The 20941-nt window shown below is 50.5% G+C and carries 38 protein-coding genes; 34 read left to right on the plus strand and 4 right to left on the minus strand.

Annotated elements, in window-relative coordinates; genetic code table 11:
- The 3 genes from tuf to bfr all read left to right on the plus strand — a co-directional run.
- Nucleotides 1–1058: elongation factor Tu (tuf, locus tag F8561_RS05705; RefSeq protein WP_049012212.1), on the plus strand; the 1058-nt coding region annotated here is incomplete at its 5' end.
- 179 nt (nt 1059–1237) lie between these two features.
- A complete protein-coding gene (gene bfd, locus F8561_RS05710) occupies nt 1238–1432 on the plus strand; it encodes a bacterioferritin-associated ferredoxin (protein WP_008503493.1) in 195 nt (64 codons plus the stop codon).
- 72 nt (nt 1433–1504) lie between these two features.
- A complete protein-coding gene (gene bfr / locus F8561_RS05715; RefSeq protein ID WP_014171902.1) occupies nt 1505–1981 on the plus strand; it encodes a bacterioferritin in 477 nt (158 codons plus the stop codon).
- Here bfr and F8561_RS05720 read toward each other — a convergent pair.
- Nucleotides 1965–2438: a prepilin peptidase gene (locus F8561_RS05720; RefSeq protein WP_047956186.1), complete on the minus strand. Its 474-nt coding sequence runs from the start codon at nt 2436–2438 to the stop codon at nt 1965–1967. The genes bfr and F8561_RS05720 overlap by 17 nt on opposite strands.
- 379 nt (nt 2439–2817) lie before the next feature.
- Between F8561_RS05720 and rpsJ the strand changes: the two genes are divergently transcribed.
- The 31 genes from rpsJ (at nt 2818) to F8561_RS05875 (ending at nt 17647) form a co-directional block, all read left to right on the plus strand.
- Nucleotides 2818–3129: a 30S ribosomal protein S10 gene (rpsJ, locus tag F8561_RS05725; protein WP_001181005.1), complete on the plus strand. Its 312-nt coding sequence runs from the start codon at nt 2818–2820 to the stop codon at nt 3127–3129.
- A 32-nt stretch (nt 3130–3161) separates the two neighbouring features.
- Nucleotides 3162–3791 (plus strand): 50S ribosomal protein L3, encoded by a 630-nt coding sequence (gene rplC, locus F8561_RS05730; RefSeq protein ID WP_006178923.1) that lies wholly within the window; start codon nt 3162–3164, stop codon nt 3789–3791.
- A gap of 10 nt (nt 3792–3801) precedes the next feature.
- The gene (gene rplD / locus F8561_RS05735) at nt 3802–4407 is read left to right on the plus strand and encodes a 50S ribosomal protein L4 (RefSeq protein WP_128861220.1); all 606 of its coding nucleotides are present in this window, start codon (nt 3802–3804) and stop codon (nt 4405–4407) included.
- Entirely contained in the window at nt 4404–4706 is a 303-nt protein-coding gene (gene rplW, locus F8561_RS05740; RefSeq protein ID WP_000617546.1) for a 50S ribosomal protein L23, read from the plus strand. The genes rplD and rplW overlap by 4 nt, the downstream gene beginning before the upstream one ends.
- A 17-nt stretch (nt 4707–4723) precedes the next feature.
- Nucleotides 4724–5545: a 50S ribosomal protein L2 gene (gene rplB, locus F8561_RS05745; protein ID WP_000301859.1), complete on the plus strand. Its 822-nt coding sequence runs from the start codon at nt 4724–4726 to the stop codon at nt 5543–5545.
- Nucleotides 5546–5561: 16 nt separating this feature from the next.
- A complete protein-coding gene (gene rpsS, locus F8561_RS05750; RefSeq protein WP_001138117.1) occupies nt 5562–5840 on the plus strand; it encodes a 30S ribosomal protein S19 in 279 nt (92 codons plus the stop codon).
- Nucleotides 5841–5854: 14 nt separating this feature from the next.
- Nucleotides 5855–6187, plus strand: coding sequence for a 50S ribosomal protein L22 (gene rplV / locus F8561_RS05755; RefSeq protein WP_002919773.1), 333 nt, complete (start codon nt 5855–5857; stop codon nt 6185–6187).
- Between the two features lie 17 nt (nt 6188–6204).
- Nucleotides 6205–6906 carry a 30S ribosomal protein S3 gene (gene rpsC, locus F8561_RS05760; RefSeq protein WP_000529945.1) on the plus strand — a complete coding sequence of 234 codons (702 nt, stop codon included), beginning with the start codon at nt 6205–6207 and terminating at the stop codon, nt 6904–6906.
- 12 nt (nt 6907–6918) lie between these two features.
- Nucleotides 6919–7329 carry a 50S ribosomal protein L16 gene (rplP, locus tag F8561_RS05765; RefSeq protein WP_002919759.1) on the plus strand — a complete coding sequence of 137 codons (411 nt, stop codon included), beginning with the start codon at nt 6919–6921 and terminating at the stop codon, nt 7327–7329.
- Nucleotides 7329–7520, plus strand: coding sequence for a 50S ribosomal protein L29 (rpmC, locus tag F8561_RS05770; RefSeq protein ID WP_003863282.1), 192 nt, complete (start codon nt 7329–7331; stop codon nt 7518–7520). The genes rplP and rpmC overlap by 1 nt, the downstream gene beginning before the upstream one ends.
- Nucleotides 7520–7774, plus strand: a complete 255-nt coding sequence (rpsQ, locus tag F8561_RS05775; RefSeq protein ID WP_008503489.1) for a 30S ribosomal protein S17 — start codon at nt 7520–7522, stop codon at nt 7772–7774. The genes rpmC and rpsQ overlap by 1 nt, the downstream gene beginning before the upstream one ends.
- Nucleotides 7775–7940: 166 nt before the next feature.
- Nucleotides 7941–8312 carry a 50S ribosomal protein L14 gene (gene rplN / locus F8561_RS05780; protein WP_002919748.1) on the plus strand — a complete coding sequence of 124 codons (372 nt, stop codon included), beginning with the start codon at nt 7941–7943 and terminating at the stop codon, nt 8310–8312.
- Nucleotides 8313–8322: 10 nt separating this feature from the next.
- Nucleotides 8323–8637, plus strand: coding sequence for a 50S ribosomal protein L24 (gene rplX, locus F8561_RS05785; RefSeq protein ID WP_000729185.1), 315 nt, complete (start codon nt 8323–8325; stop codon nt 8635–8637).
- A gap of 14 nt (nt 8638–8651) precedes the next feature.
- Nucleotides 8652–9191: a 50S ribosomal protein L5 gene (rplE, locus tag F8561_RS05790; protein WP_001096206.1), complete on the plus strand. Its 540-nt coding sequence runs from the start codon at nt 8652–8654 to the stop codon at nt 9189–9191.
- 14 nt (nt 9192–9205) lie between these two features.
- Entirely contained in the window at nt 9206–9511 is a 306-nt protein-coding gene (rpsN, locus tag F8561_RS05795) for a 30S ribosomal protein S14 (protein WP_003863291.1), read from the plus strand.
- Between the two features lie 30 nt (nt 9512–9541).
- Entirely contained in the window at nt 9542–9934 is a 393-nt protein-coding gene (gene rpsH, locus F8561_RS05800) for a 30S ribosomal protein S8 (protein WP_006178918.1), read from the plus strand.
- Between the two features lie 12 nt (nt 9935–9946).
- A complete protein-coding gene (rplF, locus tag F8561_RS05805; protein WP_003863296.1) occupies nt 9947–10480 on the plus strand; it encodes a 50S ribosomal protein L6 in 534 nt (177 codons plus the stop codon).
- A 9-nt stretch (nt 10481–10489) separates the two neighbouring features.
- On the plus strand, nt 10490–10843 hold the full coding sequence (rplR, locus tag F8561_RS05810) for a 50S ribosomal protein L18 (protein WP_013099023.1): 354 nt from the start codon (nt 10490–10492) through the stop codon (nt 10841–10843).
- Between the two features lie 14 nt (nt 10844–10857).
- Nucleotides 10858–11358, plus strand: coding sequence for a 30S ribosomal protein S5 (rpsE, locus tag F8561_RS05815; protein WP_003863299.1), 501 nt, complete (start codon nt 10858–10860; stop codon nt 11356–11358).
- Between the two features lie 6 nt (nt 11359–11364).
- The gene (gene rpmD, locus F8561_RS05820) at nt 11365–11544 is read left to right on the plus strand and encodes a 50S ribosomal protein L30 (protein ID WP_003863301.1); all 180 of its coding nucleotides are present in this window, start codon (nt 11365–11367) and stop codon (nt 11542–11544) included.
- 3 nt (nt 11545–11547) lie between these two features.
- Nucleotides 11548–11982 carry a 50S ribosomal protein L15 gene (gene rplO / locus F8561_RS05825; RefSeq protein ID WP_003863304.1) on the plus strand — a complete coding sequence of 145 codons (435 nt, stop codon included), beginning with the start codon at nt 11548–11550 and terminating at the stop codon, nt 11980–11982.
- A 7-nt stretch (nt 11983–11989) separates the two neighbouring features.
- On the plus strand, nt 11990–13321 hold the full coding sequence (gene secY / locus F8561_RS05830) for a preprotein translocase subunit SecY (RefSeq protein WP_014171896.1): 1332 nt from the start codon (nt 11990–11992) through the stop codon (nt 13319–13321).
- A 31-nt stretch (nt 13322–13352) separates the two neighbouring features.
- Nucleotides 13353–13469: a 50S ribosomal protein L36 gene (rpmJ, locus tag F8561_RS05835; protein ID WP_000868187.1), complete on the plus strand. Its 117-nt coding sequence runs from the start codon at nt 13353–13355 to the stop codon at nt 13467–13469.
- A 146-nt stretch (nt 13470–13615) separates the two neighbouring features.
- Nucleotides 13616–13972 carry a 30S ribosomal protein S13 gene (rpsM, locus tag F8561_RS05840; protein WP_003863308.1) on the plus strand — a complete coding sequence of 119 codons (357 nt, stop codon included), beginning with the start codon at nt 13616–13618 and terminating at the stop codon, nt 13970–13972.
- Between the two features lie 16 nt (nt 13973–13988).
- Nucleotides 13989–14378 (plus strand): 30S ribosomal protein S11, encoded by a 390-nt coding sequence (rpsK, locus tag F8561_RS05845; protein ID WP_003863312.1) that lies wholly within the window; start codon nt 13989–13991, stop codon nt 14376–14378.
- A gap of 32 nt (nt 14379–14410) precedes the next feature.
- Entirely contained in the window at nt 14411–15031 is a 621-nt protein-coding gene (gene rpsD / locus F8561_RS05850; protein WP_004868345.1) for a 30S ribosomal protein S4, read from the plus strand.
- A 25-nt stretch (nt 15032–15056) separates the two neighbouring features.
- Complete coding sequence (locus F8561_RS05855) at nt 15057–16046, plus strand: DNA-directed RNA polymerase subunit alpha (protein WP_002919219.1); 990 nt, start codon at nt 15057–15059, stop codon at nt 16044–16046.
- A gap of 40 nt (nt 16047–16086) precedes the next feature.
- Entirely contained in the window at nt 16087–16473 is a 387-nt protein-coding gene (gene rplQ / locus F8561_RS05860) for a 50S ribosomal protein L17 (RefSeq protein WP_001216372.1), read from the plus strand.
- A gap of 107 nt (nt 16474–16580) precedes the next feature.
- A complete protein-coding gene (locus tag F8561_RS05865) occupies nt 16581–16949 on the plus strand; it encodes a DUF1992 domain-containing protein (RefSeq protein WP_032680164.1) in 369 nt (122 codons plus the stop codon).
- 2 nt (nt 16950–16951) lie between these two features.
- Nucleotides 16952–17374 (plus strand): Zn(2+)-responsive transcriptional regulator, encoded by a 423-nt coding sequence (gene zntR / locus F8561_RS05870; RefSeq protein ID WP_032680165.1) that lies wholly within the window; start codon nt 16952–16954, stop codon nt 17372–17374.
- A gap of 57 nt (nt 17375–17431) precedes the next feature.
- Complete coding sequence (locus F8561_RS05875) at nt 17432–17647, plus strand: alternative ribosome-rescue factor A (RefSeq protein WP_032680166.1); 216 nt, start codon at nt 17432–17434, stop codon at nt 17645–17647.
- Here the strand turns inward: F8561_RS05875 and mscL are convergent, their stop codons facing one another.
- The 3 genes from mscL to rsmB form a co-directional block, all read right to left on the minus strand.
- Nucleotides 17648–18061: a large-conductance mechanosensitive channel protein MscL gene (gene mscL / locus F8561_RS05880; protein ID WP_014171892.1), complete on the minus strand. Its 414-nt coding sequence runs from the start codon at nt 18059–18061 to the stop codon at nt 17648–17650. It abuts the gene before it with no gap.
- Nucleotides 18062–18207: 146 nt separating this feature from the next.
- Nucleotides 18208–19584 carry a Trk system potassium transporter TrkA gene (gene trkA / locus F8561_RS05885; protein ID WP_014171891.1) on the minus strand — a complete coding sequence of 459 codons (1377 nt, stop codon included), beginning with the start codon at nt 19582–19584 and terminating at the stop codon, nt 18208–18210.
- A 22-nt stretch (nt 19585–19606) separates the two neighbouring features.
- Nucleotides 19607–20893 carry a 16S rRNA (cytosine(967)-C(5))-methyltransferase RsmB gene (rsmB, locus tag F8561_RS05890; protein WP_032680167.1) on the minus strand — a complete coding sequence of 429 codons (1287 nt, stop codon included), beginning with the start codon at nt 20891–20893 and terminating at the stop codon, nt 19607–19609.
- Nucleotides 20894–20941: the final 48 nt, after the last annotated feature.

Consider the following 20941-nt stretch of genomic DNA (forward strand, 5'->3'; position numbering starts at 1 on the left):
CTGCTCGTGCATTCGACCAGATCGATAACGCACCAGAAGAAAAAGCGCGTGGTATCACCATCAACACTTCTCACGTTGAATATGACACCCCGACTCGCCACTACGCACACGTAGACTGCCCAGGCCACGCCGACTATGTTAAAAACATGATCACCGGTGCTGCGCAGATGGACGGCGCGATCCTGGTTGTTGCTGCGACTGACGGCCCAATGCCTCAGACTCGTGAGCACATCCTGCTGGGTCGTCAGGTAGGCGTTCCTTACATCATCGTGTTCCTGAACAAATGTGACATGGTTGATGACGAAGAGCTGCTGGAACTGGTAGAGATGGAAGTTCGTGAACTGCTGTCTCAGTACGATTTCCCAGGCGACGACACCCCAATCGTTCGTGGTTCCGCGCTGAAAGCGCTGGAAGGCGAAGCAGAGTGGGAAGAGAAAATCATCGAACTGGCTGGCTTCCTGGATTCTTACATCCCAGAACCAGAGCGTGCGATTGACAAGCCGTTCCTGCTGCCAATCGAAGACGTATTCTCCATCTCCGGTCGTGGTACCGTTGTTACCGGTCGTGTTGAGCGCGGTATCATCAAAGTTGGCGAAGAAGTTGAAATCGTTGGTATCAAAGAGACTGCTAAGTCTACCTGTACTGGCGTTGAAATGTTCCGCAAACTGCTGGACGAAGGCCGTGCTGGTGAGAACGTAGGTGTTCTGCTGCGTGGTATCAAACGTGAAGAAATCGAACGTGGTCAGGTACTGGCTAAGCCAGGCTCAATCAAGCCACACACCAAGTTCGAATCTGAAGTGTACATCCTGTCCAAAGACGAAGGCGGCCGTCATACTCCGTTCTTCAAAGGCTACCGTCCACAGTTCTACTTCCGTACAACTGACGTGACCGGTACCATCGAACTGCCAGAAGGCGTTGAGATGGTAATGCCAGGCGACAACATCAAGATGGTTGTGACGCTGATCCACCCAATCGCGATGGACGACGGTCTGCGTTTCGCAATCCGTGAAGGCGGCCGTACCGTTGGCGCGGGCGTTGTTGCTAAAGTTCTGGGCTAATTACTTATCCCTGAATTAAAAAAGGACGCTTCGGCGTCCTTTTTTGTTTTCTGCCGTTATATGTCTGTCACAAATTTTCGCATTTTTCGTCCTCTCCCGCCCCGTATACGGGGGTTTGTGCTATTGTAATCATAACCATTCTCACTTACACTTTGCGCATATTTTGAACGGGAGTCTTTATGTACGTTTGTTTATGTAATGGTGTAAGCGACAAAAAAATACGTCAGGCCGTTCGCCAGTTTCAGCCACAGTCCTTCCAGCAGCTTCGCAAATTTGTTCCAGTGGGAAATCAATGCGGTAAATGTGTACGTGCTGCACGTGAGATCATGCAGGACGAATTGATGCAGATCCCGGAATACAAAGAGATTGCGTAAGCGCCCATCTTTTTTTTGACATCCCTGTAGCCCGATCTACGCTTCAATGAGTGGAAGCGGAGGGACTATATAATGAAAGGTGATGTTAAAATCATAAGTTATCTCAATAAATTATTGGGAAATGAGCTTGTCGCGATCAATCAGTATTTTCTCCATGCGAGAATGTTCAAAAACTGGGGCCTGATGCGCCTCAACGATGTTGAATACCACGAATCCATCGATGAGATGAAACATGCCGATAAATACATCGAGCGTATTTTATTCCTTGAAGGCATTCCTAACCTGCAGGATCTCGGCAAACTCGGCATCGGTGAAGATGTTGAAGAGATGCTACGGTCCGACCTCAGGCTTGAGCTTGAAGGCGCAAAAGATCTCCGCGAAGCCATTGCCTATGCGGACAGTGTTCATGACTACGTCAGCCGCGATATGATGATCCAGATTCTGGCCGATGAAGAAGGGCACATTGACTGGCTTGAAACTGAGCTGGATCTCATCAGTAAAATTGGTCTGCAGAATTATCTTCAATCCCAGATTAAAGTGGCTGACTAAACAGCGTCTGCCAGCCAACGCTTAAACCCGCTGCCGCCAGAAATGGCCCAAAAGGCAGTGGGTTTTTTAATGCCTGTTTATCAGGAGCCGGTAAAGCGAGAATCAGCTGGTAAAGAAGCGCCAACAATGCGGCGGTTAACACCAGTGCGGGCAATATGTGCCAACCGTGCCACGCCCCCAGTGCCGAAAGATATTTCACATCGCCATAGCCCATCCCTTCACGTCCAGTCAGAAGCCGGTAGCCCCAGTAGATAATCGCAAAGCTCACATACCCTGCCATCGCGCCAGCCACTGCGTTCGAAAGAAAGTCAGGATGAAGGCAAAGCTGGAAGAGCAGGCCGGTCCATAAGAGGGGACAGAGGTATTTATCCGGGAGAAGGCCGGCACGAATATCTTCACGTACCAGTAAACCGGAGAGTGCGAAGTAAACGAGCAGAAAGGGGAGGGGAATCAGCATACGCAAAGCCTCAAAGATGTTTGGTGCATACTCTTCTCATGATGCAAGGCCAGCAACGTCCGTACACAGGAATTGCGTGAGGGGTTCATAAGAAGAGATGAAAGCAGACAGGTTGCTGCAAATAATGGAATGCCCTACGCATCGCATGTCTTTGGCGCTTAATTTCTAAACGGCACTTGCGTCTTGCTCAGATTTACGTATAATGCGCGGGCTTGTCGTAGTTGACGGCGGGTTCAATCCGAACCGGAGTAGCTAATTTTGTTACTCAACAATGCTCCCAATCGGGGAGCTACGTAAGAACGGTTACACTCTCCCATCAATCGTAATGGGTTTGAGGAGTAATCATTTTCGTTTATAAAATAATTGGAGCTCTGGTCTCATGCAGAACCAAAGAATCCGTATCCGCCTTAAAGCGTTTGATCATCGTCTGATCGATCAATCAACCGCGGAAATCGTCGAGACTGCTAAGCGCACTGGTGCGCAAGTCCGTGGTCCGATCCCGCTGCCGACCCGCAAAGAGCGCTTTACCGTTCTGATCTCTCCGCACGTTAACAAAGATGCGCGTGATCAGTACGAAATCCGCACTCACAAGCGTCTGGTTGACATCGTTGAGCCAACTGAGAAAACCGTTGATGCTCTGATGCGTCTGGATCTGGCTGCCGGTGTAGACGTGCAGATCAGCCTGGGTTAATCAGGTCATCGAGCGATTGAGAGGTTGAAACAATGATTGGTTTAGTCGGTAAAAAAGTGGGAATGACCCGCATCTTCACTGAAGATGGCGTTTCTATCCCAGTAACCGTAATCGAAGTTGAAGCAAACCGCGTTACTCAGGTTAAAGATCTGGCTAACGATGGCTACCGCGCTGTTCAGGTTACCACCGGTGCTAAAAAAGCTAACCGTGTAACCAAACCAGAAGCGGGTCACTTCGCTAAAGCTGGCGTTGAAGCTGGCCGTGGTCTGTGGGAATTCCGTCTTGCTGAAGGCGAAGAGTTCACCGTAGGTCAAGACATTAGCGTTGAGCTGTTTGCTGACGTTAAAAAAGTTGACGTAACCGGTACCTCTAAAGGTAAAGGTTTTGCTGGTACCGTTAAGCGCTGGAACTTCCGTACCCAGGACGCTACTCACGGTAACTCCTTGTCTCACCGCGTTCCGGGTTCTATCGGTCAGAACCAGACTCCGGGCAAAGTGTTCAAAGGCAAGAAAATGGCAGGTCAGCTGGGTAACGAACGTGTAACCGTTCAGAGCCTGGACGTAGTACGTGTTGACGCTGAGCGCAACCTGCTGCTGGTTAAGGGTGCTGTTCCGGGTGCTACCGGTAGCGACCTGATCGTTAAACCAGCTGTGAAGGCGTAAGGGGATAGCAATGGAATTAGTATTGAAAGACGCGCAGAGCGCGCTGACTGTTTCCGAAACTACCTTCGGTCGTGATTTCAACGAAGCGCTGGTTCACCAGGTTGTTGTTGCTTATGCAGCTGGTGCTCGTCAGGGTACTCGTGCTCAGAAGACTCGTGCTGAAGTAACTGGTTCTGGCAAAAAGCCATGGCGCCAGAAAGGTACCGGCCGTGCGCGTTCAGGTTCTATCAAGAGCCCGATCTGGCGTTCAGGTGGCGTGACCTTCGCTGCGCGTCCACAGGAACACAGTCAAAAAGTTAACAAAAAGATGTACCGCGGCGCGCTGAAAAGCATTCTGTCCGAACTGGTACGTCAGGATCGTCTGATCGTTGTCGAGAAGTTCTCTGTAGAAGCGCCTAAAACTAAGCTGCTGGCACAGAAACTGAAAGACATGGCTCTGGAAGATGTGCTGATCATCACCGGTGAGCTGGACGAGAACCTGTTCCTGGCCGCACGTAACCTGCACAAGGTTGACGTACGCGATGCGACTGGTATCGACCCGGTTAGCCTGATCGCCTTCGACAAAGTCGTAATGACTGCTGATGCTGTTAAGCAAGTTGAGGAGATGCTGGCATGATTCGTGAAGAACGTCTGCTGAAGGTGCTTCGCGCACCGCACGTTTCTGAAAAAGCGTCTACTGCGATGGAAAAAACAAACACCATCGTTCTCAAAGTTGCTAAAGACGCGACCAAAGCAGAGATCAAAGCTGCTGTGCAGAAACTGTTTGAAGTCGAAGTCGAAGTCGTTAACACCCTGGTTGTTAAAGGGAAAGTTAAACGTCACGGACAGCGTATCGGTCGTCGTAGCGACTGGAAAAAAGCTTACGTCACCCTTAAAGAAGGCCAGAACCTGGACTTCGTTGGCGGCGCTGAGTAAGTCGGAGGAGTAATACAATGGCAGTTGTTAAATGTAAACCGACATCTCCGGGTCGTCGCCACGTAGTTAAAGTGGTTAACCCTGAGCTGCACAAGGGCAAACCTTTTGCTCCGTTGCTGGAAAAAAACAGCAAATCCGGTGGTCGTAACAACAATGGCCGTATCACCACTCGTCACATCGGTGGTGGCCACAAGCAGGCTTATCGTATTGTTGACTTCAAACGCAACAAAGACGGTATCCCAGCAGTTGTTGAACGTCTTGAGTACGATCCGAACCGTTCCGCGAACATCGCGCTGGTTCTGTACAAAGACGGTGAACGCCGTTACATCCTGGCCCCTAAAGGCCTGAAAGCTGGCGACCAGATTCAGTCTGGCGTTGATGCTGCAATCAAAGCAGGCAACACCCTGCCGATGCGCAATATCCCGGTTGGTTCTACCGTTCATAACGTAGAAATGAAACCAGGTAAAGGCGGTCAGCTGGCGCGTTCCGCGGGTACTTACGTTCAGATCGTTGCTCGTGACGGTGCTTATGTCACCCTGCGTCTGCGTTCTGGTGAAATGCGTAAAGTCGAAGCAGATTGCCGCGCTACTCTGGGCGAAGTTGGCAATGCTGAGCATATGCTGCGCGTTCTGGGTAAAGCTGGTGCTGCACGCTGGCGTGGTGTTCGTCCTACCGTTCGCGGTACTGCGATGAACCCAGTAGACCACCCACATGGTGGTGGTGAAGGTCGTAACTTTGGTAAGCACCCGGTAACTCCGTGGGGCGTTCAGACCAAAGGTAAGAAGACCCGCAGCAACAAGCGTACTGATAAATTTATCGTACGTCGCCGTAGCAAATAATTTTAGAGGATAAGCCATGCCACGTTCTCTCAAGAAAGGTCCTTTTATTGACCTGCACTTGCTGAAGAAGGTAGAGAAAGCGGTGGAAAGCGGAGACAAGAAGCCCCTGCGCACTTGGTCCCGTCGTTCAACGATCTTTCCTAACATGATCGGTTTGACCATCGCTGTCCATAATGGTCGTCAGCACGTTCCAGTCTTTGTTACCGACGAAATGGTTGGTCACAAACTGGGTGAATTCGCACCGACTCGTACTTATCGCGGCCACGCTGCTGATAAAAAAGCGAAGAAGAAATAAGGTAGGAGGAAGAGATGGAAACTTTAGCTCAACATCGCCATGCTCGTTCTTCTGCTCAGAAGGTTCGCCTTGTTGCTGACCTGATTCGCGGTAAGAAAGTGTCGCAGGCCCTGGACATCCTGACCTATACCAACAAGAAAGCTGCGGTATTGGTCAAGAAAGTACTGGAATCTGCCATTGCTAACGCTGAACACAACGATGGCGCTGACATCGACGATCTGAAAGTCGCGAAAATTTTCGTAGATGAAGGCCCAAGCATGAAGCGCATTATGCCGCGTGCGAAAGGTCGTGCAGATCGCATCCTGAAGCGCACCAGCCACATTACTGTGGTTGTGTCCGATCGCTGAGACTCTGGAGACTAGCAATGGGTCAGAAAGTACATCCTAATGGTATTCGCCTGGGTATTGTAAAACCATGGAACTCTACCTGGTTTGCGAACACCAAAGAATTCGCTGACAACCTGGACAGCGATTTTAAAGTACGTCAGTACCTGACTAAGGAACTGGCTAAAGCGTCTGTATCTCGTATCGTTATCGAGCGTCCAGCTAAGAGCATTCGTGTAACCATTCACACTGCTCGTCCTGGCATCGTTATCGGTAAGAAAGGCGAAGACGTAGAAAAACTGCGCAAGGTCGTAGCGGATATCGCTGGCGTTCCTGCACAGATCAATATCGCTGAAGTTCGTAAGCCTGAACTGGACGCTAAATTGGTTGCTGATAGCATCACTTCACAGCTGGAACGTCGTGTTATGTTCCGTCGTGCTATGAAGCGTGCTGTACAGAACGCAATGCGTCTGGGCGCTAAGGGTATCAAAGTTGAAGTTAGCGGCCGTCTGGGCGGCGCGGAAATCGCACGTACCGAATGGTACCGCGAAGGTCGCGTACCGCTGCACACTCTGCGTGCTGACATCGACTACAACACCTCTGAAGCGCACACCACTTACGGTGTAATCGGCGTTAAGGTATGGATCTTCAAAGGTGAGATCCTGGGTGGTATGGCTGCTGTTGAACAACCGGAAAAACCGGCTGCTCAACCTAAAAAGCAGCAGCGTAAAGGCCGTAAATAAGGAGCGTCGCTGATGTTACAACCAAAGCGTACAAAATTCCGTAAAGTGCACAAAGGCCGCAACCGTGGTCTGGCGCAGGGTACGGATGTTAGCTTCGGCACTTTCGGTCTGAAAGCTGTTGGCCGTGGTCGTCTGACTGCACGTCAGATCGAAGCAGCACGTCGTGCAATGACCCGTGCAGTTAAGCGTCAAGGTAAGATCTGGATCCGTGTATTCCCGGACAAACCGATCACCGAGAAGCCGCTGGAAGTTCGTATGGGTAAAGGTAAAGGTAACGTGGAGTACTGGGTTGCCTTGATCCAACCGGGCAAAGTCCTTTATGAAATGGACGGCGTTCCGGAAGAGCTGGCCCGTGAAGCCTTCGGCCTGGCAGCAGCGAAACTGCCTATCAAAACCACCTTTGTAACTAAGACGGTGATGTAATGAAAGCAAAAGAGCTGCGTGAAAAAAGCGTTGAAGAGCTGAACGCTGAGCTGCTGAACCTGCTGCGTGAGCAGTTCAACCTGCGTATGCAGGCTGCAAGTGGCCAGCTGCAACAGACTCACCTGCTGAAGCAAGTGCGTCGCAATGTTGCGCGCGTTAAGACTTTACTGACTCAGAAGGCGGGTGCGTAATGACCGATAAAATCCGTACTCTGCAAGGTCGTGTTGTTAGCGACAAAATGGAGAAATCCATCGTTGTAGCTATCGAACGTATTGTGAAACACCCGATCTACGGTAAATTCATCAAACGTACGACCAAACTGCACGTACATGACGAGAACAACGAATGTGGTATCGGCGACAAGGTTGAAATCCGTGAATGCCGTCCACTGTCCAAGACTAAGTCCTGGACGCTGGTTCGCGTTGTAGAGAAAGCGGTTCTGTAATAGAGTACGCATTCTCAATACGAATAAACGGCTCAGCGATGAGCCGTTTATTTTTTCTACCCATATTGTAGAAGCGGTGTTATAATGCCGCGCCCTCGATATGGGGCTTTTTAACGGCTCTGATTTTAGAGTCTCAGGTAGTAGTTGACATTAGCGGAGCACTAAAATGATCCAAGAACAGACTATGCTGAACGTCGCCGACAACTCCGGTGCACGTCGCGTAATGTGTATCAAGGTTCTGGGTGGCTCGCACCGTCGCTACGCAGGCGTAGGCGACATCATCAAGATCACCATCAAAGAAGCAATTCCACGTGGTAAGGTCAAAAAAGGTGATGTGCTGAAAGCGGTAGTGGTGCGCACCAAGAAGGGTGTTCGTCGCCCTGACGGTTCTGTCATTCGCTTCGATGGTAATGCATGCGTTATTTTGAACAATAACAGTGAGCAGCCAATCGGCACGCGTATCTTTGGGCCGGTAACTCGTGAACTTCGTACTGAAAAGTTCATGAAAATTATCTCTCTGGCACCAGAAGTACTCTAAGGAGCGAATCATGGCAGCGAAAATCCGTCGTGATGACGAAGTTATCGTGTTAACCGGTAAAGATAAAGGTAAACGCGGTAAAGTAAAAAATGTCCTGTCTTCCGGCAAGGTCATTGTTGAAGGTATCAACCTGGTTAAGAAACATCAGAAGCCGGTTCCGGCCCTGAACCAACCAGGCGGCATCGTTGAAAAAGAAGCTGCTATTCAGGTTTCTAACGTTGCAATCTTCAATGCGGCAACCGGCAAGGCTGACCGTGTAGGCTTTAGATTCGAAGACGGGAAAAAAGTCCGTTTCTTCAAGTCTAACAGCGAAACTATCAAGTAATTTGGAGTAGTACGATGGCGAAACTGCATGATTACTACAAAGACGAAGTAGTTAACAAACTCATGACTGAGTTTAACTACAATTCTGTCATGCAAGTCCCTCGGGTCGAGAAGATCACCCTGAACATGGGTGTTGGTGAAGCGATCGCTGACAAGAAACTGCTGGATAACGCAGCAGCTGACCTGACAGCAATCTCCGGTCAAAAACCGCTGATCACCAAAGCACGCAAATCTGTTGCAGGCTTCAAAATCCGTCAGGGCTATCCGATCGGCTGTAAAGTAACTCTGCGTGGCGAACGCATGTGGGAGTTCTTTGAGCGCCTGATCACTATTGCTGTACCACGTATCCGTGACTTCCGTGGCTTGTCCGCTAAGTCTTTCGACGGTCGTGGTAACTACAGCATGGGTGTCCGTGAGCAGATCATCTTCCCAGAGATCGACTACGATAAAGTCGACCGCGTGCGTGGTTTGGATATTACCATTACCACTACTGCGAAATCTGATGAAGAAGGCCGTGCTCTGCTGGCTGCCTTTGACTTCCCGTTCCGCAAGTAAGGTAGGGTTACTGAATGGCTAAGCAATCAATGAAAGCACGCGAAGTAAAACGCGTAGCTTTAGCTGATAAATTCTTCGCTAAACGCGCTGAACTGAAAGCGATCATTTCTGATGTGAACGCTTCCGACGAAGATCGTTGGAATGCGGTTCTCAAGCTGCAGTCTCTGCCGCGTGATTCCAGCCCGTCTCGTCAGCGTAACCGCTGTCGTCAAACAGGTCGTCCACATGGTTATGTGGGCAAGTTTGGGTTGAGCCGTATCAAACTGCGTGAAGCCGCCATGCGCGGTGAAGTACCAGGCTTGAAAAAGGCTAGCTGGTAATTACCAATTGAATCACGGGAGTAAAGACAGATGAGCATGCAAGATCCGATCGCGGATATGCTGACCCGTATCCGTAACGGTCAGGCCGCGAACAAAGTTGCGGTCACCATGCCTTCCGCCAAGCTGAAAGTGGCAATTGCCAACGTGCTGAAGGAAGAAGGTTTTATCGAAGATTTTAAAGTTGAAGGCGACACCAAGCCGGAACTGGAACTTACTCTCAAGTATTTCCAGGGTAAAGCTGTTGTAGAAAGCATTCAGCGTGTCAGCCGCCCAGGTCTGCGCATCTATAAGAAAAAAGATGAGCTGCCTAAAGTTATGGCTGGTCTTGGTATCGCAGTTGTTTCTACCTCTAAAGGTGTTATGACTGATCGTGCAGCGCGCCAGGCTGGTCTTGGTGGCGAAATTATCTGCTACGTAGCCTAATCGGAGGAAAGAATGTCTCGTGTTGCTAAAGCACCGGTCGTTATTCCTGCCGGCGTTGATGTAAAAATCGACGGTCAGGTTATTACGATCAAAGGTAAAAACGGCGAGCTGACTCGTACCCTCAACAAAGCTGTTGAAGTTAAACATGCAGATAATGCTCTGACCTTCGGTCCACGTGATGGTTTCGTGGATGGATGGGCTCAGGCTGGTACCGCGCGTGCCCTGCTGAACTCAATGGTTGTTGGTGTTACCGAAGGCTTCACTAAAAAGCTTCAACTGGTTGGTGTAGGTTATCGTGCAGCTATCAAAGGGAATGCAGTAGGCCTGTCTCTGGGCTTCTCACACCCTGTTGAGCATCCGCTGCCGGCCGGTATCACTGCAGAATGTCCGACCCAGACTGAAATCGTGCTGAAAGGCGCTGATAAACAGCTGATCGGTCAGGTTGCAGCAGATCTGCGCGCCTACCGTCGTCCTGAGCCTTATAAAGGCAAGGGTGTTCGTTACGCCGACGAAGTCGTGCGTACCAAAGAGGCTAAGAAGAAGTAAGGTAACACTATGGATAAGAAATCTGCTCGTATCCGTCGTGCGACCCGCGCACGCCGCAAGCTCAAAGAGCTGGGTGCAACTCGCCTGGTGGTACATCGTACCCCGCGTCATATTTACGCACAGGTCATTGCACCAAACGGTTCTGAAGTTCTGGTAGCTGCTTCTACTGTAGAAAAAGCTATTGCAGAGCAATTGAAGTACACCGGTAACAAAGACGCCGCTGCAGCTGTAGGTAAAGCTGTTGCAGAACGCGCTCTGGAAAAAGGCATCAGCAATGTTTCCTTTGACCGTTCCGGGTTCCAATATCATGGTCGTGTCCAGGCACTGGCAGATGCTGCCCGTGAAGCTGGCCTTCAGTTCTAAGGTAGAGGTGTAAGATGGCTCACATCGAAAAACAGGCTGGCGAACTGCAGGAAAAGCTGATCGCGGTTAACCGCGTATCTAAAACCGTTAAAGGTGGTCGTATTTTCTCCTTCACAGCTCTGACTGTAGTTGGCGATGGTAACGGTCGCGTTGGTTTTGGTTACGGTAAAGCGCGTGAAGTTCCAGCAGCGATCCAGAAAGCGATGGAAAAAGCCCGTCGCAATATGATTAACGTCGCGCTGAACAACGGTACCCTGCAGCACCCAGTTAAAGGTGTTCACACGGGTTCTCGTGTATTCATGCAGCCAGCTTCAGAAGGTACCGGTATCATCGCCGGTGGTGCAATGCGCGCCGTTCTGGAAGTTGCTGGGGTTCATAACGTTCTGGCTAAAGCATACGGTTCCACCAACCCGATTAACGTGGTTCGTGCAACTATTGATGGCCTGGAAAATATGAATTCTCCAGAAATGGTCGCTGCCAAGCGTGGTAAATCCGTTGAAGAAATTCTGGGGTAATTGACCATGGCAAAGACTATTAAAATCACTCAAACCCGCAGTGCAATCGGTCGTCTGCCGAAACACAAGGCAACGCTGCTTGGCCTGGGTCTGCGTCGTATTGGTCATACCGTTGAGCGTGAGGATACTCCCGCTGTTCGTGGTATGGTCAACGCGGTTTACTTCATGGTTAAAGTTGAGGAGTAAGAGATGCGTTTAAATACTCTGTCTCCGGCCGAAGGCTCTAAAAAGGCGGGTAAACGCCTGGGTCGTGGTATCGGTTCTGGCCTCGGCAAAACCGGTGGTCGTGGTCACAAAGGTCAGAACTCTCGTTCTGGCGGTGGCGTACGTCGCGGTTTCGAGGGTGGCCAGATGCCACTGTACCGTCGTCTGCCGAAGTTCGGCTTCACTTCTCGCAAAGCAGCGATTACAGCGGAAATCCGTCTGTCTGACCTGGCGAAAGTTGAAGGCGGCGTTGTAGACCTGAACACGCTGAAAGCGGCAAACATTATCGGTATCCAGATCGAGTTCGCGAAAGTGATCCTGGCTGGTGAAGTTTCTACTCCGGTAACTGTTCGTGGCCTGCGTGTTACTAAAGGTGCTCGTGCTGCTATCGAAGCCGCTGGCGGTAAAATTGAGGAATAAGTAGCAGATGGCTAAGCAACCGGGATTAGATTTTCAAAGTGCCAAAGGTGGATTTGGCGAGCTGAAACGCAGACTGCTGTTTGTTATCGGCGCGCTGATTGTGTTCCGTGTTGGCTCTTTTATTCCGATCCCTGGTATCGATGCCGCTGTACTTGCCAAACTGCTTGAGCAACAGCGAGGCACCATCATTGAAATGTTTAACATGTTCTCTGGTGGTGCTCTCAGCCGTGCTTCTATCTTCGCTCTGGGTATCATGCCGTATATTTCGGCATCGATTATTATCCAGCTGCTGACGGTCGTTCATCCGGCCCTGGCAGAACTGAAGAAAGAAGGGGAGTCTGGACGTCGTAAGATAAGCCAGTACACCCGTTACGGCACTTTGGTGCTGGCAATATTCCAGTCGATCGGTATTGCTACCGGTCTACCGAATATGCCTGGTATGCAGGGCCTGGTATTAAACCCAGGCTTTGCATTCTATTTCACCGCTGTTGTAAGTCTGGTCACAGGAACAATGTTCCTGATGTGGCTCGGCGAACAGATTACTGAGCGTGGTATCGGTAACGGTATCTCAATCATTATCTTCGCTGGTATTGTTGCGGGTCTCCCGCCAGCCATTGCCCACACTATCGAGCAAGCGCGTCAAGGCGACCTGCACTTCCTCCTGTTGCTGTTGGTTGCAGTATTAGTATTTGCAGTGACGTTCTTTGTTGTCTTCGTTGAACGTGGTCAACGCCGCATTGTGGTGAACTACGCTAAGCGTCAACAAGGTCGTCGTGTCTATGCTGCACAGAGCACACATTTACCGCTGAAAGTGAACATGGCGGGGGTTATCCCGGCTATCTTCGCTTCCAGTATTATTCTGTTCCCGGCAACCATCGCGTCATGGTTCGGGGGCGGTACTGGTTGGAACTGGCTGACAACAATTTCGCTGTATTTGCAGCCTGGGCAACCACTTTATGTGTTACTCTATGCGTCTGCGATCATCTTCTTCTGTTTCTTCTACACGGCGTTGGTTTTCAACCCGCGTGAAACAGCAGATAACCTGAAGAAGTCCGGTGCATTTGTACCAGGAATTCGTCCGGGAGAGCAAACGGCGAAGTATATTGATAAAGTAATGACTCGCCTGACTTTGGTTGGTGCGCTTTATATTACTTTTATCTGCCTGATCCCGGAGTTCATGCGTGATGCAATGAAGGTACCGTTCTACTTCGGTGGGACCTCACTGCTTATCGTTGTTGTCGTGATTATGGACTTTATGGCTCAAGTGCAAACTCTGATGATGTCCAGTCAGTATGAGTCTGCATTGAAGAAGGCGAACCTGAAAGGCTACGGCCGCTAAATGGTCGCCTGAGAAGTTACGGAGAGTAAAAATGAAAGTTCGTGCTTCCGTCAAGAAATTATGCCGTAACTGCAAAATCGTTAAGCGTGATGGTGTCATCCGTGTGATTTGCAGTGCCGAGCCGAAGCATAAACAGCGCCAAGGCTGATTATTTCGCATATTTTTCTTGCAAAGTTGGGTTGAGCTGGCTAGATTAGCCAGCCAATCTTTTGTATGTCTGTACGTTTCCATTTGAGTATCCTGAAAACGGGCTTTTCAGCATGGTGCGTACATATTAAATAGTAGGAGTGCATAGTGGCCCGTATAGCAGGCATTAACATTCCTGATCAGAAACATGCTGTGATCGCATTAACTTCGATCTATGGCGTCGGCAAGACCCGTTCCAAAGCCATTCTGGCTGCAGCGGGTATCGCTGAAGATGTTAAGATCAGTGAGCTGTCTGAAGAACAAATCGACACGCTGCGTGACGAAGTTGCCAAATTTGTCGTTGAAGGTGATCTGCGCCGTGAAATCAGCATGAGCATCAAGCGCCTGATGGATCTTGGTTGCTATCGCGGTTTGCGTCATCGTCGTGGTCTGCCAGTGCGCGGTCAGCGTACTAAGACCAACGCACGTACCCGTAAGGGTCCGCGCAAACCGATCAAGAAATAATCGGGGTGATTGAATAATGGCAAAGGCACCAGTTCGTGCACGTAAACGTGTAAGAAAACAAGTCTCTGACGGCGTGGCTCATATCCATGCTTCTTTCAACAACACCATCGTTACTATTACTGATCGTCAGGGTAACGCTTTGGGTTGGGCAACAGCCGGTGGTTCCGGTTTCCGTGGTTCTCGCAAATCCACTCCGTTTGCAGCTCAGGTTGCAGCAGAGCGTTGCGCAGAAGCCGTAAAAGAATACGGCATCAAGAATCTGGAAGTTATGGTTAAAGGTCCGGGTCCGGGTCGTGAATCTACTGTTCGCGCTCTGAACGCCGCTGGTTTCCGCATCACGAATATTACTGATGTGACTCCGATCCCTCATAACGGTTGTCGTCCGCCGAAAAAACGTCGCGTATAACGCTCGTTTTTTAGGTTAGTTGGAGATAGAAAATGGCAAGATATTTGGGTCCTAAGCTCAAGCTGAGCCGTCGTGAGGGCACCGACTTATTCCTTAAGTCTGGCGTTCGCGCGATCGATACCAAGTGTAAAATTGAACAAGCTCCTGGCCAGCACGGTGCGCGTAAACCGCGTCTGTCTGACTATGGTGTGCAGTTGCGTGAAAAGCAAAAAGTTCGCCGTATGTACGGTGTGCTGGAGCGTCAGTTCCGTAACTACTATAAAGAAGCAGCACGTCTGAAAGGCAACACAGGTGAAAACCTGCTGGCTCTGCTGGAAGGTCGTCTGGACAACGTTGTTTACCGTATGGGCTTCGGCGCGACTCGTGCTGAATCACGCCAGTTGGTTAGCCATAAAGCAATCATGGTAAACGGTCGTGTTGTTAACATCGCTTCTTATCAGGTTAAAGCGAATGACGTTGTTAGCATTCGTGAGAAAGCGAAAAAGCAATCTCGCGTGAAAGCCGCTCTGGAGCTGGCTGAGCAGCGTGAAAAGCCAACCTGGCTGGAAGTTGATGCTGGCAAGATGGAAGGTACGTTCAAGCGTCAGCCAGAACGTTCTGATCTGTCTGCGGACATTAACGAACACCTGATCGTCGAGCTTTACTCCAAGTAAAGCTTAGTACCAAAGAGAGGACACAATGCAGGGTTCTGTGACAGAGTTTCTAAAACCGCGCCTGGTAGATATCGAGCAAGTGAGTTCGACGCACGCCAAGGTGACCCTTGAGCCTTTAGAGCGTGGCTTTGGCCATACTCTGGGTAACGCACTGCGCCGTATTCTGCTCTCATCGATGCCGGGTTGCGCGGTGACCGAGGTTGAGATTGATGGTGTACTTCATGAGTACAGCACCAAAGAAGGCGTTCAGGAAGATATCCTTGAAATCCTGCTCAACCTGAAAGGGCTGGCGGTGAGAGTTCAGGGTAAAGATGAAGTTATTCTTACTCTGAATAAATCTGGCATTGGCCCTGTGACTGCAGCCGACATCACCCACGACGGTGATGTTGAAATCGTCAAGCCGCAGCACGTGATCTGCCACCTGACCGATGAGAACGCAGCGATTAGCATGCGTATCAAAGTTCAGCGCGGTCGTGGTTATGTGCCGGCTTCTGCCCGAATTCATTCGGAAGAAGATGAGCGCCCAATCGGCCGTCTGCTGGTCGACGCATGCTACAGCCCTGTAGAGCGTATTGCCTACAATGTTGAAGCAGCGCGTGTAGAACAGCGTACCGACCTGGACAAGCTGGTCATCGAAATGGAAACCAACGGCACAATCGATCCTGAAGAGGCGATTCGTCGTGCGGCAACCATCCTGGCAGAACAACTGGAAGCTTTCGTTGACTTACGTGATGTTCGTCAGCCGGAAGTGAAAGAAGAGAAACCAGAATTCGATCCGATCCTGCTGCGCCCTGTTGACGATCTCGAATTGACTGTCCGCTCTGCTAACTGCCTCAAGGCAGAAGCTATCCACTATATCGGTGATCTGGTACAGCGTACCGAGGTTGAGTTGCTGAAAACGCCGAACCTGGGTAAAAAATCTCTTACCGAGATTAAAGACGTGCTGGCTTCACGTGGTCTGTCTCTGGGCATGCGCCTGGAAAACTGGCCACCAGCAAGCATTGCTGACGAGTAACCGGATCACAGGTTAAGGTTTTACTGAGAAGGATAAGGTCATGCGCCATCGTAAGAGTGGTCGTCAACTGAACCGCAACAGCAGCCATCGCCAGGCTATGTTCCGCAACATGGCAGGTTCACTGGTTCGTCATGAAATCATCAAGACGACCCTGCCTAAAGCGAAAGAGCTGCGTCGCGTAGTTGAGCCGCTGATTACTCTTGCCAAGACTGACAGCGTTGCAAATCGTCGTCTGGCATTCGCCCGTACTCGTGATAACGAGATCGTGGCAAAACTGTTTAACGAACTGGGTCCGCGTTTCGCGAGCCGTGCCGGTGGTTACACTCGTATTCTGAAGTGTGGCTTCCGTGCAGGCGACAACGCTCCGATGGCTTACATCGAGCTGGTTGATCGTTCAGAATCTAAAGCAGAAGCTGCTGCAGAGTAATCTGTAGTAACGTAAAAAAACCCGCCTCGGCGGGTTTTTTTATATCCGCTGAATCCCCACTTCTCTACAATATCTGTATCTTTTCTGTTCATCCTCTGGAGTTATTCATGTGGTTGCTCGACCAGTGGGCAGAACGCCATATCAGCGATGCTCAGCGAAAAGGCGAATTTGATAACCTTGCGGGACGCGGCGAGCCGTTAGTGCTTGATGATGATTCGCATGTTGCCCCTGAATTACGGGCCGGATATCGCTTACTCAAAAATGCCGGTTGTTTACCACCGGAACTGGAGCAGCGTAAAGAGGCCATGCAACTGGCTGACCTGCTGAAAGGGATTCGCAAGGATGATCCCCGCCACCGTGAAATTAGCCGTCGACTGGCTCTCATCGAACTCAAAATGCGTCAGGCCGGAATGAGCACAGACTTTTTGCACGGTGAGTACAGTGACAGGCTAATGCAGAAAATAAATGAGGAATAACCATGTACCGTATCGGTGAACTTGCCAGGCTTGCTAACGTAACGCCGGACACTATCCGCTATTACGAAAAGCAGCAGATGATTGATCACGAGGTTCGTACTGAAGGTGGATTTCGACTCTATACCGATCATGACCTGCAGCGCTTACGGTTTATCCGCTACGCTCGCCAGCTCGGTTTCACGCTGGACTCGATCCGCGAGTTACTTTCGATCCGCATCGATCCTGAACACCATACTTGCCTGGAGTCGAAGAGCATCGTACAGGCAAGGCTTGATGAAGTTGAAGCGCGTATACAGGAACTGCAGACCATGCAGCGTTCTCTGCAACGGTTGAATGACGCCTGCTGCGGTACAGCTCATAGCAGTATTTATTGTTCAATTCTTGAAGCCCTTGAACAGGGGGCCAGTGGAACCCAGGGCTGTTGATTTTTACTTCATCCGGGACTAGACTCCCGTCGACATACACCATGCTCAGGAGAAATTATGAGCCGCTATCAGCATACGAAAGGGCAAATTCAGGACAATGCCATTGAGGCACTGCTCCACGACCCGCTTTTCAGGCAGCGTATTGAGAAGAATAAAAAAGGAAAAGGGAGTTATTTACGAAAAGGGAAACATGCAAAACGGGGTAACTGGGAGGCCAGTGGCAAGCAAGCGAATCGCTTTTTTACCACTGGCCTTCCTTTTTTCAACGCCTGATTAAGAGCGGTTATTTTGCTCTTTCAACAGATCGCGAATTTCAGTCAATAACACTTCTTCTTTTGTCGGGGCAGGCGGCGCAGCCGGCTCTTCAGCCTTTTTACGGTTAAGCTTATTGATAAGCTTGATAGCCATAAAAATGGCGAACGCCACGATCACGAAATCAAATATGTTCTGAATGAAAACGCCATAATGCATAACAACGGCAGGGACATCCCCCTGTGCATCCCGAAGCGTCACGGCAAACTGTTTAAAATCAATGCCCCCGATTAACAGCCCGAGGGGAGGCATAATAATGTCGGCTACCAGTGATGAAACGATCTTACCGAACGCTGCACCGATAATGACACCCACTGCCAGATCCACCACATTCCCGCGCATCGCAAATTCGCGAAATTCTTTAACTAAACTCATTTTCTTCTCCTTGAGCCAACTGACGATTATAAGTTTAACAAATGATTAGTTAATTTCCATTGGGGATAATTAATCGTTATGAAAAATAAAAGGCATGGGAATAAGAGGGTTAATAATCAGGTGCTCTTTTATAAGCACCTGATTGATTACAGGAAGAATGGACTTGGCTGGAATAAACGTTCGACGTCGGTAATAAACTTTTTATCGGTAAGGAACATAATGACGTGGTCGCCTTGCTCGATACGTAAATTATCATTCGCAATCATCACGTCGTTTCCACGCACCACGGCACCAATAATTGTTCCCGGTGGCAGTTTAATTTCATCGATAGCGCGGCCCACAACGCGTGATGTGGTTTCATCACCATGAGCAACGGCCTCAATGGCTTCAGCCACACCGCGGCGAAGGGAGGATACGCCAACAATATCCGCCTTACGAACATGGCTCAGCAGTGCAGAAATGGTTGCTTGCTGTGGTGATATCGCGATATCAATAACGCTTCCCTGCACGAGGTCAACGTAGGCGCGGCGTTGAATAAGCACCATGACCTTTTTTGCCCCCATACGCTTGGCGAGCATGGCGGACATAATGTTCGCCTCGTCGTCGTTAGTGACGGCAATAAACAGATCAACTTGATCAATATGCTCTTCTGCCAGCAGCTCTTGATCTGAGGCATCGCCATAAAACACGATGGTGTTTTGCAGCTTTTCAGCCAGCTCAGCCGCGCGCTGTTGATCGCGCTCGATCAGCTTCACGCTGTAGTCTTTTTCCAGCCGGTGCGCCAGTCCCGCGCCGATATTACCACCGCCAACGAGCATAATGCGTTTATACGGTTTTTCGAGACGCTGCAGTTCGCTCATTACCGCGCGAATATGCTGAGATGCCGCGATGAAGAAGACTTCATCACCTGCCTCGACTATGGTTGAACCCTGTGGGCGAATTGGCCTGTCATGGCGGAAAATGGCTGCAACGCGGGTATCAATATGCGGCATATGCTCACGCATGGTGGAGAGCGCATTACCGATCAATGGGCCGCCGTAATAGGCCTTAACGACCGCCAGGCTCACTTTACCTTCGGCGAAGTTCACCACCTGCAGCGCACCAGGATATTCGATCAGGCGGTAGATATTGTCGATAACCAGCTGTTCTGGGGCGATGAGATGGTCGATAGGGACCGCTTCGGAATTAAACAGCTTCTCTGCATCCCGGACATAGTCCGGGGAGCGGATGCGCGCGATCCGGTTCGGCGTGTTGAACAGCGAATAGGCCACCTGACATGCCACCATGTTGGTTTCGTCAGAACTGGTCACCGCAACCAGCATGTCAGCATCGTCGGCGCCCGCTTCACGCAGGACACGCGGGTGCGAGCCATGACCTTGCACGACGCGAAGGTCAAATTTGTCCTGTAAAACACGTAGCCGATCGCCATTGGTATCGACAATCGTGATGTCATTATTTTCGCCAACAAGGTTTTCAGCCAACGTCCCACCAACCTGTCCGGCACCCAGAATGATTATCTTCATATCTCGTGACCTGTTCTCAACATCACTCTTTGATTAGCTTAGCGTAAAAGAAGCCATCACCTTCTTCAGCGGCCGGCAGATTCTGCAGGCCTGGGCGTTCAGGCGTGCCCGTGTCGTGTAGCACTGCATCCGGGGTACGTTTAAGGAAGGCTGCAATCTGCTGGCTGTTTTCTTCCGGAAGGACCGAACAGGTCGCATAGACCAGTGTGCCTCCTGGCTTCAGGTGTGGCCAAATGGCATCAAGAATGTCGGATTGCAGTTGAGTCAGTTCCTTGATATCGCGATCGCGACGTAACCACTTAATATCCGGGTGGCGACGAATAACGCCGGTTGCCGAGCATGGCGCATCCAGCAAGATGCGATCGAATTGCGTTTCACCACACCATTCTGCGGGTTTGCGGCCATCGCCTTGCTTAACCTGCGCTTTCATTCCCAGGCGCTTAAGGTTGTCATAGACGCGTGAAAGACGCTGCTCATCGATATCCACGGCCATGACGTTTGCCTGAGGGGCCACTTCCAGAATATGCGTCGTCTTACCGCCTGGCGCGGCGCAGAGATCGAGGATGTGCTCGCCGTTTTTAGGTTCCAGCCAGGCCATGCAGCCCTGCGCGGAAGCATCTTGCACGGTCACCCATCCTTCATCAAAACCGGGTAAAGCATGTACCGGAGCAGGGGAAGCTAAACGCACAGCGTCAGGATATGCTTCATGTGTGAAGCCGCTCATTCCAGCCTCTTCCAGTAAAGCCAGCCAGGCGTCGCGCGTATGGTGATTACGGTTGACGCGTAACCACATCGGCGGACGCTGATTATTCGCGTCGGCAATTGCCTGCCACTGCTCTGGCCAGGCTTTTTTAAGGCGATTCAGGAGCCACTCAGGATGCAGATAACGTGCTTCACTTTGTCCGAACTCAGCCAGAAGCTCTTCCTGCTGTCGCTGGAACTGGCGCAGAACGCCATTAATCAACCCTTTCAGCATAGGACGTTTAATCACAACGGCACCTTCCACTGTCTCAGCCAGTGCGGCATGAGGCGGGATACGCGTGTGAAGAAGCTGATAGAAGCCAACCATAATCAAATAATGCACGGTGCGCTGCTTGCCGGTCATTGGACGTGACATCAGCTTATTAACCAGCCACTCGAGCTGAGAAAGCGTGCGCAGGACGCCAAAACAGAGCTCCTGAAGCAGAGCTTTGTCTTTGTCGGACACTTTTTGCTGCAAAGCTGGCAGGATATTGCTCAATGACTGGCCCTGCTCGACAACCTGCTCAACGGCCTGAGCCGCCATACTGCGTAAATTTTGTTTTTTCATAACCGTAAAAATAAAAATGCCCGGAAACACCGGGCGCTAAAATTAAAT

This window comes from Enterobacter sp. 198 (genome assembly GCF_009025585.1).
In the GTDB taxonomy this organism is placed as follows: Bacteria; Pseudomonadota; Gammaproteobacteria; order Enterobacterales; family Enterobacteriaceae; genus Enterobacter; species Enterobacter ludwigii.

What these genes read in the sequence shown, in the direction of transcription:
- bfd (WP_008503493.1), top strand. Translation starts at nt 1,238, where the DNA reads ATGTACGTTTGTTTATGTAATGGTGTAAGCGACAAAAAAATACGTCAG.
- bfr (WP_014171902.1), top strand. Translation starts at nt 1,505, where the DNA reads ATGAAAGGTGATGTTAAAATCATAAGTTATCTCAATAAATTATTGGGA.
- F8561_RS05720 (WP_047956186.1), bottom strand. Translation starts at nt 2,438, where the DNA reads ATGCTGATTCCCCTCCCCTTTCTGCTCGTTTACTTCGCACTCTCCGGT.
- rpsJ (WP_001181005.1), top strand. Translation starts at nt 2,818, where the DNA reads ATGCAGAACCAAAGAATCCGTATCCGCCTTAAAGCGTTTGATCATCGT.
- rplC (WP_006178923.1), top strand. Translation starts at nt 3,162, where the DNA reads ATGATTGGTTTAGTCGGTAAAAAAGTGGGAATGACCCGCATCTTCACT.
- rplD (WP_128861220.1), top strand. Translation starts at nt 3,802, where the DNA reads ATGGAATTAGTATTGAAAGACGCGCAGAGCGCGCTGACTGTTTCCGAA.
- rplW (WP_000617546.1), top strand. Translation starts at nt 4,404, where the DNA reads ATGATTCGTGAAGAACGTCTGCTGAAGGTGCTTCGCGCACCGCACGTT.
- rplB (WP_000301859.1), top strand. Translation starts at nt 4,724, where the DNA reads ATGGCAGTTGTTAAATGTAAACCGACATCTCCGGGTCGTCGCCACGTA.
- rpsS (WP_001138117.1), top strand. Translation starts at nt 5,562, where the DNA reads ATGCCACGTTCTCTCAAGAAAGGTCCTTTTATTGACCTGCACTTGCTG.
- rplV (WP_002919773.1), top strand. Translation starts at nt 5,855, where the DNA reads ATGGAAACTTTAGCTCAACATCGCCATGCTCGTTCTTCTGCTCAGAAG.
- rpsC (WP_000529945.1), top strand. Translation starts at nt 6,205, where the DNA reads ATGGGTCAGAAAGTACATCCTAATGGTATTCGCCTGGGTATTGTAAAA.
- rplP (WP_002919759.1), top strand. Translation starts at nt 6,919, where the DNA reads ATGTTACAACCAAAGCGTACAAAATTCCGTAAAGTGCACAAAGGCCGC.
- rpmC (WP_003863282.1), top strand. Translation starts at nt 7,329, where the DNA reads ATGAAAGCAAAAGAGCTGCGTGAAAAAAGCGTTGAAGAGCTGAACGCT.
- rpsQ (WP_008503489.1), top strand. Translation starts at nt 7,520, where the DNA reads ATGACCGATAAAATCCGTACTCTGCAAGGTCGTGTTGTTAGCGACAAA.
- rplN (WP_002919748.1), top strand. Translation starts at nt 7,941, where the DNA reads ATGATCCAAGAACAGACTATGCTGAACGTCGCCGACAACTCCGGTGCA.
- rplX (WP_000729185.1), top strand. Translation starts at nt 8,323, where the DNA reads ATGGCAGCGAAAATCCGTCGTGATGACGAAGTTATCGTGTTAACCGGT.
- rplE (WP_001096206.1), top strand. Translation starts at nt 8,652, where the DNA reads ATGGCGAAACTGCATGATTACTACAAAGACGAAGTAGTTAACAAACTC.
- rpsN (WP_003863291.1), top strand. Translation starts at nt 9,206, where the DNA reads ATGGCTAAGCAATCAATGAAAGCACGCGAAGTAAAACGCGTAGCTTTA.
- rpsH (WP_006178918.1), top strand. Translation starts at nt 9,542, where the DNA reads ATGAGCATGCAAGATCCGATCGCGGATATGCTGACCCGTATCCGTAAC.
- rplF (WP_003863296.1), top strand. Translation starts at nt 9,947, where the DNA reads ATGTCTCGTGTTGCTAAAGCACCGGTCGTTATTCCTGCCGGCGTTGAT.
- rplR (WP_013099023.1), top strand. Translation starts at nt 10,490, where the DNA reads ATGGATAAGAAATCTGCTCGTATCCGTCGTGCGACCCGCGCACGCCGC.
- rpsE (WP_003863299.1), top strand. Translation starts at nt 10,858, where the DNA reads ATGGCTCACATCGAAAAACAGGCTGGCGAACTGCAGGAAAAGCTGATC.
- rpmD (WP_003863301.1), top strand. Translation starts at nt 11,365, where the DNA reads ATGGCAAAGACTATTAAAATCACTCAAACCCGCAGTGCAATCGGTCGT.
- rplO (WP_003863304.1), top strand. Translation starts at nt 11,548, where the DNA reads ATGCGTTTAAATACTCTGTCTCCGGCCGAAGGCTCTAAAAAGGCGGGT.
- secY (WP_014171896.1), top strand. Translation starts at nt 11,990, where the DNA reads ATGGCTAAGCAACCGGGATTAGATTTTCAAAGTGCCAAAGGTGGATTT.
- rpmJ (WP_000868187.1), top strand. Translation starts at nt 13,353, where the DNA reads ATGAAAGTTCGTGCTTCCGTCAAGAAATTATGCCGTAACTGCAAAATC.
- rpsK (WP_003863312.1), top strand. Translation starts at nt 13,989, where the DNA reads ATGGCAAAGGCACCAGTTCGTGCACGTAAACGTGTAAGAAAACAAGTC.
- rpsD (WP_004868345.1), top strand. Translation starts at nt 14,411, where the DNA reads ATGGCAAGATATTTGGGTCCTAAGCTCAAGCTGAGCCGTCGTGAGGGC.
- F8561_RS05855 (WP_002919219.1), top strand. Translation starts at nt 15,057, where the DNA reads ATGCAGGGTTCTGTGACAGAGTTTCTAAAACCGCGCCTGGTAGATATC.
- rplQ (WP_001216372.1), top strand. Translation starts at nt 16,087, where the DNA reads ATGCGCCATCGTAAGAGTGGTCGTCAACTGAACCGCAACAGCAGCCAT.
- F8561_RS05865 (WP_032680164.1), top strand. Translation starts at nt 16,581, where the DNA reads ATGTGGTTGCTCGACCAGTGGGCAGAACGCCATATCAGCGATGCTCAG.
- zntR (WP_032680165.1), top strand. Translation starts at nt 16,952, where the DNA reads ATGTACCGTATCGGTGAACTTGCCAGGCTTGCTAACGTAACGCCGGAC.
- F8561_RS05875 (WP_032680166.1), top strand. Translation starts at nt 17,432, where the DNA reads ATGAGCCGCTATCAGCATACGAAAGGGCAAATTCAGGACAATGCCATT.
- mscL (WP_014171892.1), bottom strand. Translation starts at nt 18,061, where the DNA reads ATGAGTTTAGTTAAAGAATTTCGCGAATTTGCGATGCGCGGGAATGTG.
- trkA (WP_014171891.1), bottom strand. Translation starts at nt 19,584, where the DNA reads ATGAAGATAATCATTCTGGGTGCCGGACAGGTTGGTGGGACGTTGGCT.
- rsmB (WP_032680167.1), bottom strand. Translation starts at nt 20,893, where the DNA reads ATGAAAAAACAAAATTTACGCAGTATGGCGGCTCAGGCCGTTGAGCAG.